Origin of the sequence: Vitreoscilla stercoraria DSM 513 (genome assembly GCF_000382305.1) — a bacterium.
Classification (GTDB): Bacteria; Pseudomonadota; Gammaproteobacteria; order Burkholderiales; family Neisseriaceae; genus Vitreoscilla; species Vitreoscilla stercoraria.
On record NZ_KB908030.1, the window covers coordinates 30508 to 46304 of the forward strand.

General features: G+C 44.7%; 17 protein-coding genes. 11 read left to right on the plus strand and 6 right to left on the minus strand.

Annotated features, from left to right (window positions below; all coding sequences use genetic code 11):
- The 4 genes from H150_RS14235 to H150_RS0110130 form a co-directional block, all read right to left on the minus strand.
- Nucleotides 1–1119 (minus strand): hypothetical protein, encoded by a 1119-nt coding sequence (locus tag H150_RS14235; protein ID WP_019958945.1) that lies wholly within the window; start codon nucleotides 1117–1119, stop codon nucleotides 1–3.
- A gap of 2 nt (nucleotides 1120–1121) precedes the next feature.
- Nucleotides 1122–2240 (minus strand): ATP-grasp domain-containing protein, encoded by a 1119-nt coding sequence (locus H150_RS14830; protein WP_019958946.1) that lies wholly within the window; start codon nucleotides 2238–2240, stop codon nucleotides 1122–1124.
- Between the two features lie 62 nt (nucleotides 2241–2302).
- On the minus strand, nucleotides 2303–2863 hold the full coding sequence (locus H150_RS0110125; RefSeq protein WP_026353639.1) for an rRNA large subunit pseudouridine synthase E: 561 nt from the start codon (nucleotides 2861–2863) through the stop codon (nucleotides 2303–2305).
- Nucleotides 2864–3128: 265 nt separating this feature from the next.
- The gene (locus tag H150_RS0110130) at nucleotides 3129–3830 is read right to left on the minus strand and encodes a GntR family transcriptional regulator (RefSeq protein ID WP_019958948.1); all 702 of its coding nucleotides are present in this window, start codon (nucleotides 3828–3830) and stop codon (nucleotides 3129–3131) included.
- Between the two features lie 241 nt (nucleotides 3831–4071).
- Between H150_RS0110130 and H150_RS0110135 the strand changes: the two genes are divergently transcribed.
- The 11 genes from H150_RS0110135 to H150_RS0110185 all read left to right on the plus strand — a co-directional run bounded on the left by H150_RS0110135 (nucleotide 4072) and on the right by H150_RS0110185 (nucleotide 14832).
- Nucleotides 4072–5151, plus strand: a complete 1080-nt coding sequence (locus tag H150_RS0110135) for a phosphotransferase (RefSeq protein WP_026353640.1) — start codon at nucleotides 4072–4074, stop codon at nucleotides 5149–5151.
- Nucleotides 5148–6407: an aspartate aminotransferase family protein gene (locus H150_RS0110140; protein ID WP_019958950.1), complete on the plus strand. Its 1260-nt coding sequence runs from the start codon at nucleotides 5148–5150 to the stop codon at nucleotides 6405–6407. The genes H150_RS0110135 and H150_RS0110140 overlap by 4 nt, the downstream gene beginning before the upstream one ends.
- Before the next feature lie 242 nt (nucleotides 6408–6649).
- On the plus strand, nucleotides 6650–7765 hold the full coding sequence (locus H150_RS0110145; RefSeq protein ID WP_019958951.1) for an ABC transporter substrate-binding protein: 1116 nt from the start codon (nucleotides 6650–6652) through the stop codon (nucleotides 7763–7765).
- 77 nt (nucleotides 7766–7842) lie between these two features.
- Nucleotides 7843–8913 (plus strand): ABC transporter ATP-binding protein, encoded by a 1071-nt coding sequence (locus tag H150_RS0110150; RefSeq protein WP_019958952.1) that lies wholly within the window; start codon nucleotides 7843–7845, stop codon nucleotides 8911–8913.
- On the plus strand, nucleotides 8910–10085 hold the full coding sequence (locus H150_RS0110155) for an ABC transporter permease (RefSeq protein ID WP_019958953.1): 1176 nt from the start codon (nucleotides 8910–8912) through the stop codon (nucleotides 10083–10085). The genes H150_RS0110150 and H150_RS0110155 overlap by 4 nt, the downstream gene beginning before the upstream one ends.
- Nucleotides 10085–10861: an ABC transporter permease gene (locus tag H150_RS0110160; RefSeq protein ID WP_019958954.1), complete on the plus strand. Its 777-nt coding sequence runs from the start codon at nucleotides 10085–10087 to the stop codon at nucleotides 10859–10861. Before H150_RS0110155 ends, H150_RS0110160 begins: the two co-directional genes overlap by 1 nt.
- Before the next feature lie 76 nt (nucleotides 10862–10937).
- Entirely contained in the window at nucleotides 10938–11672 is a 735-nt protein-coding gene (locus tag H150_RS0110165; protein ID WP_019958955.1) for an SDR family NAD(P)-dependent oxidoreductase, read from the plus strand.
- A 69-nt stretch (nucleotides 11673–11741) separates the two neighbouring features.
- Complete coding sequence (locus tag H150_RS0110170) at nucleotides 11742–12494, plus strand: class II aldolase/adducin family protein (RefSeq protein WP_019958956.1); 753 nt, start codon at nucleotides 11742–11744, stop codon at nucleotides 12492–12494.
- 176 nt (nucleotides 12495–12670) lie between these two features.
- Nucleotides 12671–12928, plus strand: coding sequence for a hypothetical protein (locus H150_RS0110175; RefSeq protein WP_019958957.1), 258 nt, complete (start codon nucleotides 12671–12673; stop codon nucleotides 12926–12928).
- 138 nt (nucleotides 12929–13066) lie between these two features.
- The gene (locus H150_RS0110180; protein WP_019958958.1) at nucleotides 13067–13909 is read left to right on the plus strand and encodes an SDR family NAD(P)-dependent oxidoreductase; all 843 of its coding nucleotides are present in this window, start codon (nucleotides 13067–13069) and stop codon (nucleotides 13907–13909) included.
- Nucleotides 13910–14004: 95 nt separating this feature from the next.
- Nucleotides 14005–14832 carry a PhzF family phenazine biosynthesis protein gene (locus H150_RS0110185; RefSeq protein WP_019958959.1) on the plus strand — a complete coding sequence of 276 codons (828 nt, stop codon included), beginning with the start codon at nucleotides 14005–14007 and terminating at the stop codon, nucleotides 14830–14832.
- Between the two features lie 41 nt (nucleotides 14833–14873).
- Here H150_RS0110185 and nusB read toward each other — a convergent pair whose 3' ends face one another.
- Both nusB and ribH read right to left on the minus strand, forming a co-directional pair.
- Entirely contained in the window at nucleotides 14874–15302 is a 429-nt protein-coding gene (gene nusB / locus H150_RS0110190; RefSeq protein ID WP_019958960.1) for a transcription antitermination factor NusB, read from the minus strand.
- Between the two features lie 14 nt (nucleotides 15303–15316).
- The gene (gene ribH, locus H150_RS0110195) at nucleotides 15317–15784 is read right to left on the minus strand and encodes a 6,7-dimethyl-8-ribityllumazine synthase (protein ID WP_019958961.1); all 468 of its coding nucleotides are present in this window, start codon (nucleotides 15782–15784) and stop codon (nucleotides 15317–15319) included.
- Nucleotides 15785–15797 lie beyond the last annotated feature (13 nt).

Sequence of the window (15797 nt, forward strand, 5' to 3'; positions counted from 1 at the left end):
TTACAAATCCATTTTTTCCAACATGGGTTTGCCAATGTAATGGCTGATGGCTTGCACCATTTTCAAAGCCTGTTGTTGCGCTATGGGTAAGTGTTTGGCATAAACGGCACTGTATTCAATGTGTGGCACCGCACCACGATTTTGCTTGAAGCGTCCTGCGCCTGCGCTCAAATTCAATTGTAAATTGTGTTCAATGGCATGGTCGCTAGCGACCAAATTATTCAAGCGGTATAAGCCTTGTTTGTGTGGCAAATCGGTATTGAAACCGAAAATTGGTGTGGTCAATTGTTGGGTATTGTGAATGCTGCCTGCAATGCCTTGTAAAACCTGATTTTCATCTTGCCAACCTTGCATATAAATTAAGCCTGCTTGATGCCATTGTTGTAAATATGTGGCTGTGTATTCGGGATTCAAACGAGAATATTTGTCCAAATATAATTGTGCATACAATGTCGCTATGGTTGCATAGTCCGCAGCACCAAATTCGTGATTTTGGCGCAAAGTCAGCTTGGTTTGGCGTTGTAAACGTCGGTCGTTGCGCCAATCTTGGTGTTGTGTTTGCGCGTGTTGCACATTGCTCAATAAGAAAATGCGCCTACTTGGAATCAACAAACAACCTTGTTGTTGCAAATAATGCAGCCATGGTGCGTGATGACAAAAATTCAACGAACGCCACCAAAGTGCATGATGCGGATAATGCCGTATGGCTTGATTCATGCAAGTATTGATGGCATCGGCATGAAATTCAGGGTACAAATTGGTGCTGACCAGCCAATTGTTCAACATCGCCGCCCGCGCAAAATGTTGGCGGCGCAAAAAGACTTTCAGGCCGCTTAAAACCGCTCCAATAGCGCGAGCGAGCAGAGGAGACAGATTGCGCAGGCTTTCTTCTTGCGCATAGTCAATGTAAGTACTCAAAGGCGACACCACCCAAGTTTGCGCGGCATCGCTGTGGCAAACCGTCATTGGCAACACATTTTTTTGGTATGGTAAAAACGCCATTTCCACTTGGTCGGTATTTCGAATCAGGGTATTTAAATCGTTTTTTAACATAATGCTTTTGAATGCTTCACTATGTTGGTGTAAACCCAATAATGAGGCAGATGGTATGACTTGCATATTCAATCTCCATTCCACGCAAAATCGACAGCCGTTGCAGCTTCCAAAGGGATGTTTTGTTGGCGACACACACGATAAAAATAATAAGCGTCCTGTAAACTGCCCACATGATGCGACCAATGTTGTAGAACATCATCTGCACGTTGGTAATCTTGATACCATTTTTTGAGCGTTCCTTGAGCCGCTGCTTGAGGCAAGGCATGTAAATACATCATGGGCAATAACATTTTTGCTTTGGGTTGATAATTGGCGATGGGTGTTTCATTTAATAACGCATTCAGCAAAGAACCATTGTGTGGCAATAAATGCAAACCGCTGGTGGCTCTGGGATTGCATTCCAAAACAAATGCTTGATTGTCTTCATTAACCATCCAGTCAAAACTGATTTGACCACTGAAATTCAAAGCTTCAACCACACGTTTTACTTGTTTTTTAATCCCATCATGGGCAACCGGATCAAAATAAAAACTGGCACCTTTTTTATAACGGTACAAACCTTGATAGCTTTGATGTGCCAGCAAGCGTCCTGAAAGCGCAAGGCTATAACTGCAATATTCTTGCCCTTGCACACATTCTTGTACCAACCAAGAACCGTCTAAAGGAATGTGTGCGGGAATGGGTTGCTGTGCTGCCAAAGCCAATACTTGGTGTCCAAAACGGCTGAACAATGGTTTGACAATGCGAGCGGTGTCGATTTCCCATGACAAATCATGACTGTTTTGCAAACGCACAGAAGCAGGCGCATACAGACCCAAGTTTTGAGCCAATTGATTAAAGGCATATTTATTGTGCAAAGTTTGCAAAGTTTCAAAATCTGCACACAAAATGCGACAAGATTGGGGCAATGAATCTTGAAACTTGGCAAGGTAGAAAATTTCTTCGCAAGTGGGAATTAACCAATCTATCTTATGAGTGCGTATGGCTTGCGCCAAAGTGTGAATATAGGCTTGGGGATTTTGGGCGGCTGCCGGGGTGGGAATGAAGGTGTGAGGCAAAACGTTTTGGCAGCTGAGCCGACCTGCTTGATGATCGGCTAAAAACACGCGCCACGAAGCGCCCTGAAAATGTCGCGCCCATTCTAAAGCCACTGGCGCGCGCGCGCTGAGTATCAAAACGTTCAAATGCCATTCCTATCTTGAAAAATGATGATGCCAAGTCTTTCAGGACGCTTAAATATGAATCGTTAGGGATGTTCAGAACTGTATTGCCATTGCCCCAGCTCTAAACCCAATTCAAACAAATGAATCGAACCAATACTGATACGCACCAAACGCAAACATGGCAAACCGACTTTGGCACACATACGGCGTACTTGGCGGTTTTTGCCTTCGGAAATTTGGATTTCAACCCAAGTATCGGGAATGGATTTGCGCACTCGAATCGGTGGATTGCGCTCCCATAATTGTGCGGCTTCTTCGTCTGTGACCAAACGTACTTTGGCAGGACGGGTCACAAAATCGCCCAAATCCACGCCACGGCGCAATTGATTCAAAGCTTCTTCTGTTGGTGTGCCTTCTACTTGCGCCCAGTAGGTTTTCACGGTTTTGAATTTTGGATTGGCAATGCGCGCTTGTAAGCTGCCATTATTAGTTAACAATAACAAGCCTTCGCTGTCGGTATCTAAGCGGCCTGCAGGGTAAAAATGAGGCACATTCACATATTGTTTTAAAGTGGGGTGTTTTTCATGTTCAGAAAATTGACAAATTACACCATAGGGTTTGTTCAAAACAATCAAATCATTCATATTGGCCATTCTATTTTTTCAGAGTAGCAAGACGAGACTGTTTTTGCATGGCCGATTGTAGCCTGCCAATGGCCTGGTCTTGCCAAGTATTCAATGGCACGTATTTTAACAGGACTTCTAAGATGCTTGAGGTCTTTGTGCTTGAAAAACGATTGGATGAGAGTGACGGATAGCGCAAGGTCGGAATGTATCACAGAGCGTTTTATGATTGACTAGATGCTCTGTGATACAAATGGATTCAAGTAAACGATTTTGAAGCGAGTTTTTAAATCATGGCTTGGTTTTCACTCAATTTGAGATTTTGTTCAGCCTCTTTCATCTGCAATAATAAGTGCCCGCCTGACATCAAATCTGCTTGTATTGCCACACGAGCCGCTTGTGGGTCTTTGTTTTCTAAGGCTTCTAGGATTAAATAATGGTAATTGATCATGTTGCGTTCACCATGTTGGTAAGCTTGGGCAATCAATGGACCAATGCGTACCCACAATTGCCTTAATACATTAATCAAAATCGGCATATTGGCAATGTAACACAGTTCAAAATGAAAGCTTTGGTTCAGCGCAATGCTCATTTTGTAATCTTTGTTGCTGAGGGAAATTTCATTTTGTGCGACCAAATGTTTTAATTTGTTCAAGTCTTGAACGGTGGCATTTAAAGCAGCATTGGCAGCCGCCAAACCTTCCAATTCAAAACGGATGCTGCGTATTTCCAAATATTCTTGTAAGCTTAAATTGCGCACGCGAATATCGCGTTGTGATGACAAACTCAAAGCCCCTTCATGCACCAAGCGCAACAACGCATCGCGCACGGGTGTGACACTGGTGCCCATGGCTTGTGCCAGTTCTCTGATTTTCAAACGCTCGTTAGGCAGTAAAACACCATTCATCAAATCTCGGGAGAGTTGGGTATAAATCCAATCCCCTTTGTTGTCATGCTCGTGTGACACCATATCAAGCGTATTTTCCATAGTTTTTCCCTATTGCTAAATTAGGCTCATTTGTAGAATTGATGCATCGGCTAAAAAATGCAAATTTATTTTTTGTTTTAAAACAGAATCTTAAATATTTAACTTTTGTTAAGGTTTTCATGTTTATTGCTTATGATGCATCAATTTGCCTATACTGAAAACACAGTAAGACAAAAAAAATTCTTTTTGATGCAAACAGGATTTTTTTGGTTTCCATGTTAATTCGATAGAGTGAAATTGAATGCCAGCTAAAAATGATGTTGTTTCGTATAGTGAAATTAGCATGAATGAGGGTGCCAAGCAATTTCTGATGCAAGCACCTCCAGCCGTTGATGAGAAGCAAGCTGCAAACATTGCACAGCAATATTACGATGTTGTGGCACAGGTTAAAAGTTTGGCTGGTGAGCGTGATAAAAATTTTTTATTGAAAACAGACCAAAATCACCTGTGGGTTTTGAAAATCATCAGCCAAAGTGAGCAATTGGCGGAAATTGATGTGCAAGTTCAAGTGTTAAAACATTTGCAAAAACAAGCATGTAAAGTTAAAACGCCAGTGGCTGTTGCGAGCAAAACAGGTCATGACTGGGAGCGTTACCAGCAAGGTGAACAGGCTTGGAATGTGCGTGCTTACACGTTTTTAGAGGGCATTCCTGTCAATCAAGTGGCGATGACATATGAGTTGCAACGTGCTTTCGGTGTGACTGCTGCGAACATTTCTACCGCTTTGCAGACGTTTGAGCATCCAATTTTGGAGCGAGTGATTTTGTGGGATGTGATGCGTTTGAATCATTTAGAGGCTTGGGCGCAAGAAGTTTCAGGTCGAGATGTATTGGATGTATTCATTTTGAGTTTTTTCAAACATTTCAATGTAGTGGTGTTACCAAAATTACAACAATTACCGCAATATGCCATTCATGGTGATTTATCGCAAAGCAATTTGGTGGTGAGTGCAGATAATGAGTGTGCGATTGATGGGGTTTTGGATTTTGGTGATATGGTCAAAGCACCGCGTGTGGTGGAATTGGGCATCGCTGCTTCATATGCGTTGGATACACATTTGGATATGCAAATTTCATTGCAACACATTGTGGCAGGATTTGAGTCTGTCAGCGCATTGGATGAGGTTGAAAAAGACTTGTTGATGGATGTCATCGTGGCGCGTTTGGTACAGCGCATTGTCATTACCACTTGGCGAGCGCAACGTTTTCCTGAAAATGCGGAATATATTTTACGTGGTACGGCTCATGCCAAAGCGGTGTTGGCAGCTTTGTTACAGCATGAGTTTGTGGCATCTCGTTACGCATCAGAAAGTACATCATGAGTGATTCAATAGAAAATTTGTTAGAGCGCCGCGCTATTTTAGGTCCAGCTTACCGCTTGTTTTACGATGAGCCTTTGTTTCCGGTGCAAGGCGAAGATGTATGGTTGACCGATCATACAGGCCGCCGTTATTTGGATGCGTATAACAACGTGCCAGTGGTCGGCCATTGCAATGGTGCAGTGGTGCAAGCGATGAGCGAGCAAGCGCAAACTTTGTGTACGCATACCCGTTATGTGCACGATGCGGTGTTGGATTATGGTGAGCGTTTGTTGGCACATTTTCCCAAATATTTGAATCGGGTGATGTTCACATGTACCGGCAGCGAAGCCAATGATTTGGCTTTGCGGATGGCGTTTGCCGTGACAGGTGGACAAGGTGTGATTGTGACAGCGAATGCTTACCATGGCGTGACGCATTTGTTGGCGCAATTGTCGCCGTCTTTGGGTGCGATTGGCGATTTCGTGCGTGTGGTGCAGCCGCCATTAACCCAAAGCGAGGATGCAGCGCAAGCGTTTGCGCAAGAGATTCGAGCGGCAATACAAAGTTTACAGGACGCTCATATCAAGCCAAGTGTATTGTTGTTCGACACGGTTTTTGCCAGCGATGGTATTTTTGCGCCTGATGTAGGTTTATTGGGTTTGGGCATTGATACGGCACGAGAAGCGGGTTTGCTTATTATTGCCGACGAAGTACAAGCAGGCTTTGGGCGTTTGGGCTCGGACTGGTGGGGCTTTGTCAGCGCAGGTTTCAAGCCCGATATTGTGACTATGGGTAAACCTATGGGCAATGGCTATCCTTTGGCTGGCGTGGTTGCCAAAGATGATTTGGTGCAAAAATTTGCCGATACAGGCCGCTATTTCAATACTTTTGGCGGCAATCCTGTGGCGATGAAAGTGGGTATGGCGGTATTGGATGAGTTAGAGCAACGCAATCTACCTGAGCAAGTGGATACATTGGGTGAAACCATGCAAGAAGCTTTGCTGGGTTTGAAAGACTTGGGCGTGGTCGAAGTGCGTGGCAAAGGTTTGTATTGGGGAGTGCAATTGGCAGCAACAGACACACAAACAGCCGCTGAACGTGTCAAACTTGTGGTCAATGAGATGCGTCAGCAAGGTGTGTTGTTAAGCCAATGCGGTCCGAATATGGACACGTTGAAGATTCGCCCTCCATTGACATTCACACAGCAACATATTGAGATTTTAATGCAAACATTGAGTGCTGCTTTGCAAAAACAGTGTTTGGTGAATGTGAAATAAAACCATGTCAATGGTTGCTATGGTTTGAAGGCATGTAGAAGTAAAAAAGTCAAAGAGCAAAATTGGGTTGGACTGTTATAAAAGTGGGCTTGCTTATCAAAATCACCATGAGTATCAATGATTTTTATTATCAAGCTTCCTAATAAGCACAGTGTATTTGTGCAATCAGCATTAAAGATGGATGTGTAATTTGTTTTGTAAATGGTTTTTATCTTTTAATTAAACGGGAAGGTAGCATTACAATGAAATTGACTCACTTAGCACTTTTAATCGGTACTTTGGCAACTGCGGTTGCTTGCGGTGGTGGTTCTTCTTCAACGCCAGCGGCGGCGACGTCTGACAGCAGTTCCGCTCCCGCAGCGGCCACAACTTCAGGCGGCAAGCGTGATTTGACTGTGGCTGGTTTCGGTGGCACAACGCAAGAAGTGTTCAAACAAATTTACTTCACACCATTTGCAAATCAAACAGGCAAACCTGTATTGGAAGAGTCTTATGATGGTGGTTATGGTATTTTGCAATCGAAAATTCAAAGCGGTAATCCAAACTGGGACATTGTACAAGTAGAAGTGGAAGAGTTAATCCGCGGTTGTGACGATGGTTTGTTTGAAAAATTGGATTGGGACAAACTCGGTGGCAAAGACAAATACATTGACGGTTCTGCAAGTGATTGTGGTGTAGGCAATATGGTTTGGTCTACTATCTTGACTTATGATGGTGACAAATTAAAAGAAGCGCCAAAATCATGGGCGGACTTCTGGAATGTGGAAAAATTCCCAGGCAAACGTGCTTTGCGCAAAGGTCCTAAATACACCTTGGAATTTGCTTTGTTGGCAGATGGCGTGAAAAAAGAAGATTTGTATACCGTCTTGGCCACACCTGAAGGCTTGGATCGTGCATTCAAAAAATTGGATGAATTGAAGCCGCATTTGATTTGGTGGGAAGCTGGTGCGCAGCCATTGCAATTTTTGGCTTCGGGTGAAGTGGTGATGGCATCCACTTACAGTGGCCGTATTCCTGGTTTGAACAAAACCGAAAACCGCAATTTCAAAATGGTATGGCCTGAAAGCATTTATGCCATCGATAGCTGGGTGATTTTGAAAGACGCTGCTAATAAAGATGCTGCGATGGATTTGATTGCATTTGCCAGCTTGCCTGAAAATCAAGTGAAAATGCCTATGAATAATATTGCTTACGGTGTGACCAATAAGGCTGCTATTCCTAACGTGCCTGCCGAGTTTTCTAAAGATTTACCAACCACGCCTGCTAACCAAAAAGATGCCATTTTCTTGAATGGTGATTTCTGGATCGATAACTCAGAAGAGTTGACTGAGCGCTTTAACGCTTGGTTGTCTAAATAATATAACACGACATAAAAATAACTTCCGACCGCCTCAGGTGGTTGGAAGAGTATGGTCACGCCTTGAAGGAGTCGATTTTGAGCGATTACCACATTCGTTTTGAAAACATTAGCAAGTCTTATGGTGATGTAAAAATCATTGAAAATCTTGAATTAAATATCGAAAAAGGTGAGTTTATCAGCCTGTTAGGTCCATCTGGTTCAGGTAAAACCACTTTGTTGATGATGTTGGCTGGTTTTGAAGGACAAACTGGCGGTAACATTTGGTTGAATGAAAAATCTTTGAACGATTTGCCTTCTTACAAGCGCAATATCGGTGTGGTATTCCAAAACTATGCTCTGTTCCCGCACATGAGCGTGGGTGACAATATTGCTTTTCCTTTGAAAATGCGTGGCGTTTCCAAAGCAGATATCCAAACCAAAGTGACCAAAGCTTTGGAAATGGTGCAATTGTTGCCAATGAAAGACCGCAAACCATCGCAATTGTCAGGTGGCCAGCAACAGCGTATTGCGTTGGCACGCGCTTTGGTGTTTGAACCTGAAGTGGTGTTGATGGATGAACCATTGGGCGCTTTGGACAAACAATTGCGCGAACAAATGCAATTGGACATTCGTGAACTGCACAAAACTTTGGGCTTGACCATTGTATTTGTGACGCATGACCAACAAGAAGCCTTGACCATGAGTGATCGCATTGCGGTGTTCAACAAAGGCAAAATCGAACAAATCGGTACCCCTCGTGAGATTTATGACCATCCTGCTACACGATTTGTAGCGGAGTTTATTGGTGAAACCAATTTGTTTGAAGGTGAAATTGCCGCTGTCAATGGCGAGTTGGCCACTGTGCGTACCAAACAAGGTCAAGATATTACGGTACAAGCACAAGAGCATTTCAAAGTGGGTCAAGAAGCTTTGGTGTCAGTGCGTCCAGGCCGCATTGATTTGAGTTCGTCTTGTAGCGGTGCACAAAACAGCTTGCATGCCAAAGTCAAAGACAGTGTGTATTTGGGCGACCATTTGCGCATTCAATTGGACGAACAAGCCCACAATTTTGTGGTGCATTTGGGTCGCAAAACCAGCGAATGGGATATTGGTTCTGAAGTGGTGGCCAATTTCAATGCCAACGATTGCTGGACCATGACATCATGAATATATTAGCCAATAAAAAAACCCGTGCGTACTTGCTCATTGCGCCACTGATTTTATTCATTTTGACATTTTTTATTTGGCCCATCACCGTTGTGATGAAACAGTCTGTGTCTGACGATGCGGTTTTGGTCGTTTTAAAAGAAACCACTGACATCATTGGTAATTGGGACAAACAATCGCCACCAACTTTGGAAATGAAACAAGGGTTGGTGACGGATTTAAAAGCAGAAACAGACCAACAAAAAATCGGTGACATGGTACGCAAACTCAACAGTGAGCAACCTGGTTTCCGTACTTTGTTTACCAAGACTTTGAATGTGGTGAAAGCTTCTGATACGCCACCGGATTTAGAGACGATAGACAAGCGTTGGAGTGAGCCTCAATATTGGCACGCGATAGATAAATTGTCTTCACCAGTGACAGACCGATTCTTATTGGCTGCAGTGGACATGGAGCGCAATGTAGAAGGCAAAATTGTCAGCATGCCTGATGGTAAATCGGCCAACCAAGAAATGTTGTTGCGCACGTTTTGGATTGCGGCATTGGTAACCATTTTCTGTGTGTTGATTGGTTATCCTTATGCAGTATTGTTGGCTTCAAGCAGTGGCTGGACCAAAGCGATTTTGTTTGGTGCGGTATTGTTGCCGTTGTGGACTTCTTTGTTGGTGCGTACTGCCGCTTGGTTCATCTTGTTGCAAGACAATGGTCTGATCAATGGCGTGTTGACCACTTTGGGATTGGCCGCTGAGCCTTTGCAATTGATTTTTAACCGCACTGGTGTGGTCATTGCCATGACGCATGTGTTGTTGCCATTCATGGTCTTGCCTATTTACAGCGTGGTGTCCAACATTCCTAAAAATTTAATGCCAGCTGCCGCTTCTTTGGGTGCTGCACCTTGGCGCGCATTTTTGAAAGTTTTGTTGCCGTTGAGTTTGCGTGGCATTTTGTCTGGCATGTTGTTGGTGTTCATGACGGCCATTGGTTATTACATTACGCCAGCTTTGATTGGTGGTGCGAGCGACCAAATGATCAGCTCGGTGATTGCTTACTACGCAATGGGAGCAGCCAACTGGGGCATGGCAGGCGCTTTGGGCATGGTGTTGTTGGTAGCGTGTTTGATTTTGTATTTTGTCTACGCTCGTATGACCGATGACAAACCAAGGAAAGCATAATGGGAAAAATCATTAAAATTTTATTTGCCATTGCAATCGTGACTTTCTTGATTGCACCTTTATTGGCCATCTTGCCATTGGGTTTTACTTCAGGCGGCTTTTTGACTTATCCCGTGCCTGAGTGGTCTACCCGCTGGTTTGAAGTGTTGTTTACCAATGAAGCTTGGAAGCGTTCTATCATCAATAGCTTGATTATTGGTTTTGGTACGACCATCTTGGCAACGGTATTGGGTACGATGGCGGCTTTGGGTTTGCGCCATCAAGGCATCATGTTGTCAGGTCCGATTCGTACCATCTTCATCTTGCCGATGGTGATTCCTGCGGTGGTTTTGGGTGTGGGTATGCAGTTGTTGTTCGGTCAATTGGGCTTGGCCAATACTTATATTGGCGTGATCATTGCACATACTGTGGTGGCGATTCCTTTGGTATTCATCAGTGTCAGCGGTTCTTTGGCAGGCATTGATACCCGTGTGGAATTGGCGGCAGAAAGTTTGGGCGCCAGTCCTAAAACGGTTTTGGCACGTGTGACTTTGCCTTTGGCAGGACCGGGTATTATTTCAGGTGGCGTGTTGGCATTTGCCACATCTTTGGATGAAGTGGTGTTGAGTTTGTTTGTGGCAGGTCCCAATCAACGCACCATCGCGCGCCAAATGTTTTCGACCATTCGTGAAAACATCAGCCCTGCGATTGCCTCGGCGGCTTTCTTGTTCATTGTTGGCACCATTATCGTGGGCATTTTGACTGTGTTGATTCAACGCCGAGTGAAAAATGCTTAAACCTTGTCTGAGTCATAAGCCAGTGATGTAACAATGAGGGCAGGGATGCCCTCATTTTTGATGAAAGGAATGAAATATGGATACCAAATACATGTTGCTCACAGGTGCCAGTCGAGGCATTGGACATGCGACTGTGAAAGTGTTTCAAGAACAAGGTTGGCGTATTTTGACCGTTTCACGCCATCCATTTTCAGAAGCGTGTCGTTGGCCTGCTGCGCGCGAAAGCCACATTCAAGCTGATTTGGGTGATTTGGACGGCATAGAACAGTTGGCGCAAATCGTGCGTGAAAAATTGCCCAATGGTCAGTTGGCGGCGTTGGTGAACAATGCGGGTATTTCACCCAAAGGTGAGGGCGGCAGTCGTTTGGGTGTGTTACATACTGACGCGACCACTTGGATGCAAGTGTTGAATGTCAACTTAATTTCTACCGCTTTACTGGCCAAAGCTTTGGCACCTGAATTGATTGCGGCCCAAGGTTCAATTGTCAATGTCACCTCGATTGTCGGTTCGCGCGTGCATCCGTTTGCAGGTGTGGCTTATGCCGCTTCTAAAGCAGGTTTGGCAGCGTTGACGCGTGAAATGGCGCATGAATTTGGACCTTTGGGTGTGCGGGTGAATGCCATTGCACCGGGCGAAATCAGCACCGATATTTTGTCTCCTGGTACCGATAAGTTGGTGAAAGATTTGGTGCCGATGCAGCGTTTGGGCACCACAACAGAAGTGGCCAAAACCATCCAATTTTTGTGTTCGGATGCTTCGTCTTATATCAATGGCGCAGAAATACATATTAATGGTGGTCAACACGTTTAAAGCGTCCTGTAAACCGTTACAGGACGCTTAAAGGGCTATTTTCACACCATAAAATCACAAAGGACACACATGTTAGCGCAACACATTTCAGAAGTTGAATGGCAAGCCCGCTGTGAGTTGGCGGCATTGTACCGTTTGATGGCACATTTTCGCATGACCGATTTGATTGACACGCACATCAGCATGCGTGTGCCGAATGAGCCGAACCATTTTTTAATCAATCGTTATGGCATTTTGTTTGACCAGATGAAAGCGTCTGATTTGGTCAAAATCGACCATGATGGCCATATTGTAGAAGCATATGATGAAGGCAAAAATGTCAATGTGGCAGGTTTTGTGATTCATTCAGCCATTCACCATGCCCGCCCTGAAATCCATTGTGTGATTCACACGCACACGGCCGATGGCATTGCGGTATCGACTCAAAAAGACGGCTTGGCGTTCATCAGCCAACACGCGATGAAGTTTTACAATCGCATTGCTTACCATGATTTTGAAGGTGTGGCGACAGATTTGGATGAGCGTGAACGTTTGGTGGCAGATTTGGGTGACAAGCGCACGATGATTTTACGCAATCACGGCTTGCTCGCTGCGGGCATCAGTACCCATCAAGCGTTTCACGACATGTTTTTCTTGGAGCGTGCGTGTCAAATTCAAGTCAAAGCTTTGTCTATGGGTGGACAAATGACTTGGCCGTCGCCTGAAGTGTGTGAGCACACGGCGCAACAATTTGACGAAGAAGACCATCCTGAATATGTCAAAATGGCATTTGAAGCGGCCTTAACTTTGATTGCAACACAAAAAGCGGATTATTGTTCTTAAGTCGATACTCAGCCAAAAGCGTCCTGTAAAGATTACAGGACGCTTTGTGTTGGATGATGGGTATGTTGTTTCATGTCTATTGCATATAGAAATCTGTGTTGCTGTACTTGTCAGCCACGATGGTGACACTTAATATTACATGGTAAAAATTGACTCCATACTGCCTAAGGAAAGCCATGTCTTTGTCTGCCATTGATATTGCATTTTTTGTGGTGAATAAAATGCACACATTGAAAGCGCCATTAATGTTTGCACGATTGGAAGAGGATGTCCAATGTCAGCATTTTTGGGATACCCATCATGCATCATTTGCCAAATTGATGACCACATATTTGCAAACACATTGCCAAACTTTGCGTTTGGACTTACACAAAAAAAACAAACTGTTGCGCTTTGCCCAAATCAAGCCTGCTCGCAATCGTACCATTCATTGATTGGTTGGATTGAAAACTGTTTGTATGCATTGAATCAATCTGTCACATGCGGCTTATCAATGGTTTACAGGACGCTTTTGACAACATATAAACCTTTCATCGTGCTCGAAAAAAAGCTATTGACCAAAAGGAAATGAAATGGGGCAAGAAACGCAAACGCTTTACAATCAAAAAGTCGTGATTACGGGTGCTGCGCGCGGCATGGGTGAATTGTATGCGCGCAAGGCGGTGGCACAAGGGGCAAAATATGTGGTGTTGTGGGATGTGGATGCGCAAGGTGCGCACGCGTTGGCAGCAGATTTGATGACACAAGGGGCGAAAGTGTTGGTGGTGTCTGAGAATTTGGCGCAATTGGATTCTATTCGAGCTGGGGCGCAGCAAGTGAAAGCGTTTTTAGATGTGCCTGATGTGTTGATTAACAATGCAGGCATAGTGCGAGGCAGCTTGTTTTGGGAACATGACAGTGAAAAAGACATAGAATTGACCATGCGCATCAATACTTTGGCACCGATGTGGTTAACGCGCGAATTTTTGCCTGAAATGTTACAAGACACGAGCCGTCGCAAACGCATTTTGAATGTGGCTTCTGCGGCAGGGACTTTGGCCAATCCCAATATGAGCGTGTATGCCGCGTCCAAATGGGCAATGATCGGTTGGAGCGATTCTTTGCGTTTGGAGTGTCAAAAAATGGGGCATACACATGTGAGTGTGACCACGTTTTGCCCAAGTTATGTGTCCACAGGCATGTTCGATGGTGCCAAAGGGCCGTTATTGACGCCTATTTTAAATCCGACCCAAGCTGTTGAACGTGCTTGGCGTGGTATGTTGCAAGGCAACGCCATGGTTTATACACCTTGGACGGTCAAATTGGCCATGGCATGTCGTGGGGTGTTGCCGCTGTGTGTTTGGGATTGGGTGGCTGAGAAAGTTTTTGGCGTGTATGCCAGCATGGACGAATTCAACGGCAAACCGACGGTGTAATGGGGTTTGATGTGACTCAAGCGTTCTGTAAACATTTACAGGACGCTTGAGTTGTGGCTGATAAAGTAAAAATAGATGACTTTGAAAGGGATGTCATGCAATTGAAGCAATATATAGTCGATGCGTTTACCCAAACTTTGTTTGGCGGCAATCCTGCGGCAGTGGTGGTGTTGCCTGCTTTTTTAAGCGATGATTTGATGCAGCAAATGGCAGTTGAAAACAATTTGTCTGAAACGGTTTTTGTGGTGCCACAAGGGCAGAAATATCAAATTCGTTGGTTTTCGCCGCTGACGGAAATCGAATTTTGTGGCCATGCCAGCTTAGCGAGCGCGTATGTATTGCACCATTTTTATGGCGCAGGCGAACACATTGTGTTTGAGTGTGCTTTATTGGGTGAATTTACCATTGAGGTGCAAGCCGATGGTTTAATCCGTATGGCGTTTCCAAAACGTGAAGCGGCGGCGGTGGCGTCTGTGCCTGAGGCGTTGTTAAACGGTTTGTCACATCAGCCGCAACAAGTTTTGCGCAGCGCACAAGCTTATTTTGCCATTTATGATGATGAACAAGCAGTGCGCGATGTGACGATTAATGCGGCATTGTTAAAAACCTTGGCGCCTTATGATGTGGTGGTTACCGCAGCCAGTACGCAAGAATTTGACTTTATATCGCGTTATTTTTGGCCTGCCAATGGAGGTGATGAAGACCCTGTGACAGGTTCGATTTATGCAGGCTTGTTTCCTTATTGGTCGGAGCGTTTGGGCAAAACCAACCTTTGTGCCAAACAAGTTTCCAAACGCGGTGGTGTCGTGTATGGAGAGGTGCAAGCGCAAAAAGTGTTGGTGAGCGGTTATGCGTGTTTGTTTGCACAATGCGAGTTGTTTGTGCAAACTGCGGTATCTGTGAATGAAACAAGTGTCCTGTAAAGGTTTACAGGACGCTTGTTTGAACCGAATGGTTAAAAAGATTATTTGCGTGGTGGGTCGTTAGGACGCAATTGTGGTGCCAATTTGTCTAAAATGCCATTGACGAATTTGTAGCCATCGGTGCCACCAAAAGTTTTGGTGATTTCGATGGCTTCATTGATGATGACAGGGTAAGGTGTTTCTGGCATTTCACGCAATTCGTAAGTGGCCATCAACAAAACCGCGCGTTCAATTGGGCTGACTTCGTCCAAAGCACGGTCTAAGTGTGGCAACATCAAGTTCAACAATTCTGTTTGGGTTTCAAACGCATTTTCAAATACTTGGTTGAACAAAGGTTCATCGGCTTTGAAAAATTGTTCGTTGTCCAATAAGTTGTTGCGGATGTTGGTCGCGGTCAATTCGCTGTTTAATTGCGCTTGGTACAAGCCTTGTACCACAAATTCACGCGCGCGGCGGCGGGCAGTTTTCATAAATAAATTCCTTGTTATTCTTCGTTGTCTGCCACATTGATTTGTGCCAACAAGTTCGCCAATTCAACCGCTACCACAGCAGCTTCTTCGCCTTTGACGATGCGAGCAATCGCTTGTTCATCGTTTTCTGTGGTCAAGATGGCATTGGCAATGGGGATGTTGAAATCCAAACCCACGCGGGTAATCGCCGCGCCTGATTCGTTGGCAACCAATTCAAAGTGGTACGTTTCACCGCGAATGATGACGCCCAAAGCAATCAAAGCATCATAATCGCCAGTGGCTGCCAGATTTTGCAAAACCAAGGGTACTTCCAAAGCACCTGGTACAGTCGCAACAGTGATGTTGTGTTCTAAAACACCCAATTCCAATAATTTGCTGATACACGCTTGGCGCAATGGCGTGCCGATTTCATCGGTGAAACGGGCTTGAACCACGCCGATACGCAAATGACTGCTTTGATGGTTGACTGCTAAGGTTTGCATTTAAAATCCTTTC

Coding starts and splice junctions, on each gene's coding strand:
- H150_RS14235 (WP_019958945.1), bottom strand. CDS start 1,119: ATGCAAGTCATACCATCTGCCTCATTATTGGGTTTACACCAACATAGT.
- H150_RS0110125 (WP_026353639.1), bottom strand. CDS start 2,863: ATGAATGATTTGATTGTTTTGAACAAACCCTATGGTGTAATTTGTCAA.
- H150_RS0110130 (WP_019958948.1), bottom strand. CDS start 3,830: ATGGAAAATACGCTTGATATGGTGTCACACGAGCATGACAACAAAGGG.
- H150_RS0110135 (WP_026353640.1), top strand. CDS start 4,072: ATGCCAGCTAAAAATGATGTTGTTTCGTATAGTGAAATTAGCATGAAT.
- H150_RS0110140 (WP_019958950.1), top strand. CDS start 5,148: ATGAGTGATTCAATAGAAAATTTGTTAGAGCGCCGCGCTATTTTAGGT.
- H150_RS0110145 (WP_019958951.1), top strand. CDS start 6,650: ATGAAATTGACTCACTTAGCACTTTTAATCGGTACTTTGGCAACTGCG.
- H150_RS0110155 (WP_019958953.1), top strand. CDS start 8,910: ATGAATATATTAGCCAATAAAAAAACCCGTGCGTACTTGCTCATTGCG.
- H150_RS0110160 (WP_019958954.1), top strand. CDS start 10,085: ATGGGAAAAATCATTAAAATTTTATTTGCCATTGCAATCGTGACTTTC.
- H150_RS0110165 (WP_019958955.1), top strand. CDS start 10,938: ATGGATACCAAATACATGTTGCTCACAGGTGCCAGTCGAGGCATTGGA.
- H150_RS0110170 (WP_019958956.1), top strand. CDS start 11,742: ATGTTAGCGCAACACATTTCAGAAGTTGAATGGCAAGCCCGCTGTGAG.
- H150_RS0110175 (WP_019958957.1), top strand. CDS start 12,671: ATGTCTTTGTCTGCCATTGATATTGCATTTTTTGTGGTGAATAAAATG.
- H150_RS0110180 (WP_019958958.1), top strand. CDS start 13,067: ATGGGGCAAGAAACGCAAACGCTTTACAATCAAAAAGTCGTGATTACG.
- H150_RS0110185 (WP_019958959.1), top strand. CDS start 14,005: ATGCAATTGAAGCAATATATAGTCGATGCGTTTACCCAAACTTTGTTT.
- nusB (WP_019958960.1), bottom strand. CDS start 15,302: ATGAAAACTGCCCGCCGCCGCGCGCGTGAATTTGTGGTACAAGGCTTG.
- ribH (WP_019958961.1), bottom strand. CDS start 15,784: ATGCAAACCTTAGCAGTCAACCATCAAAGCAGTCATTTGCGTATCGGC.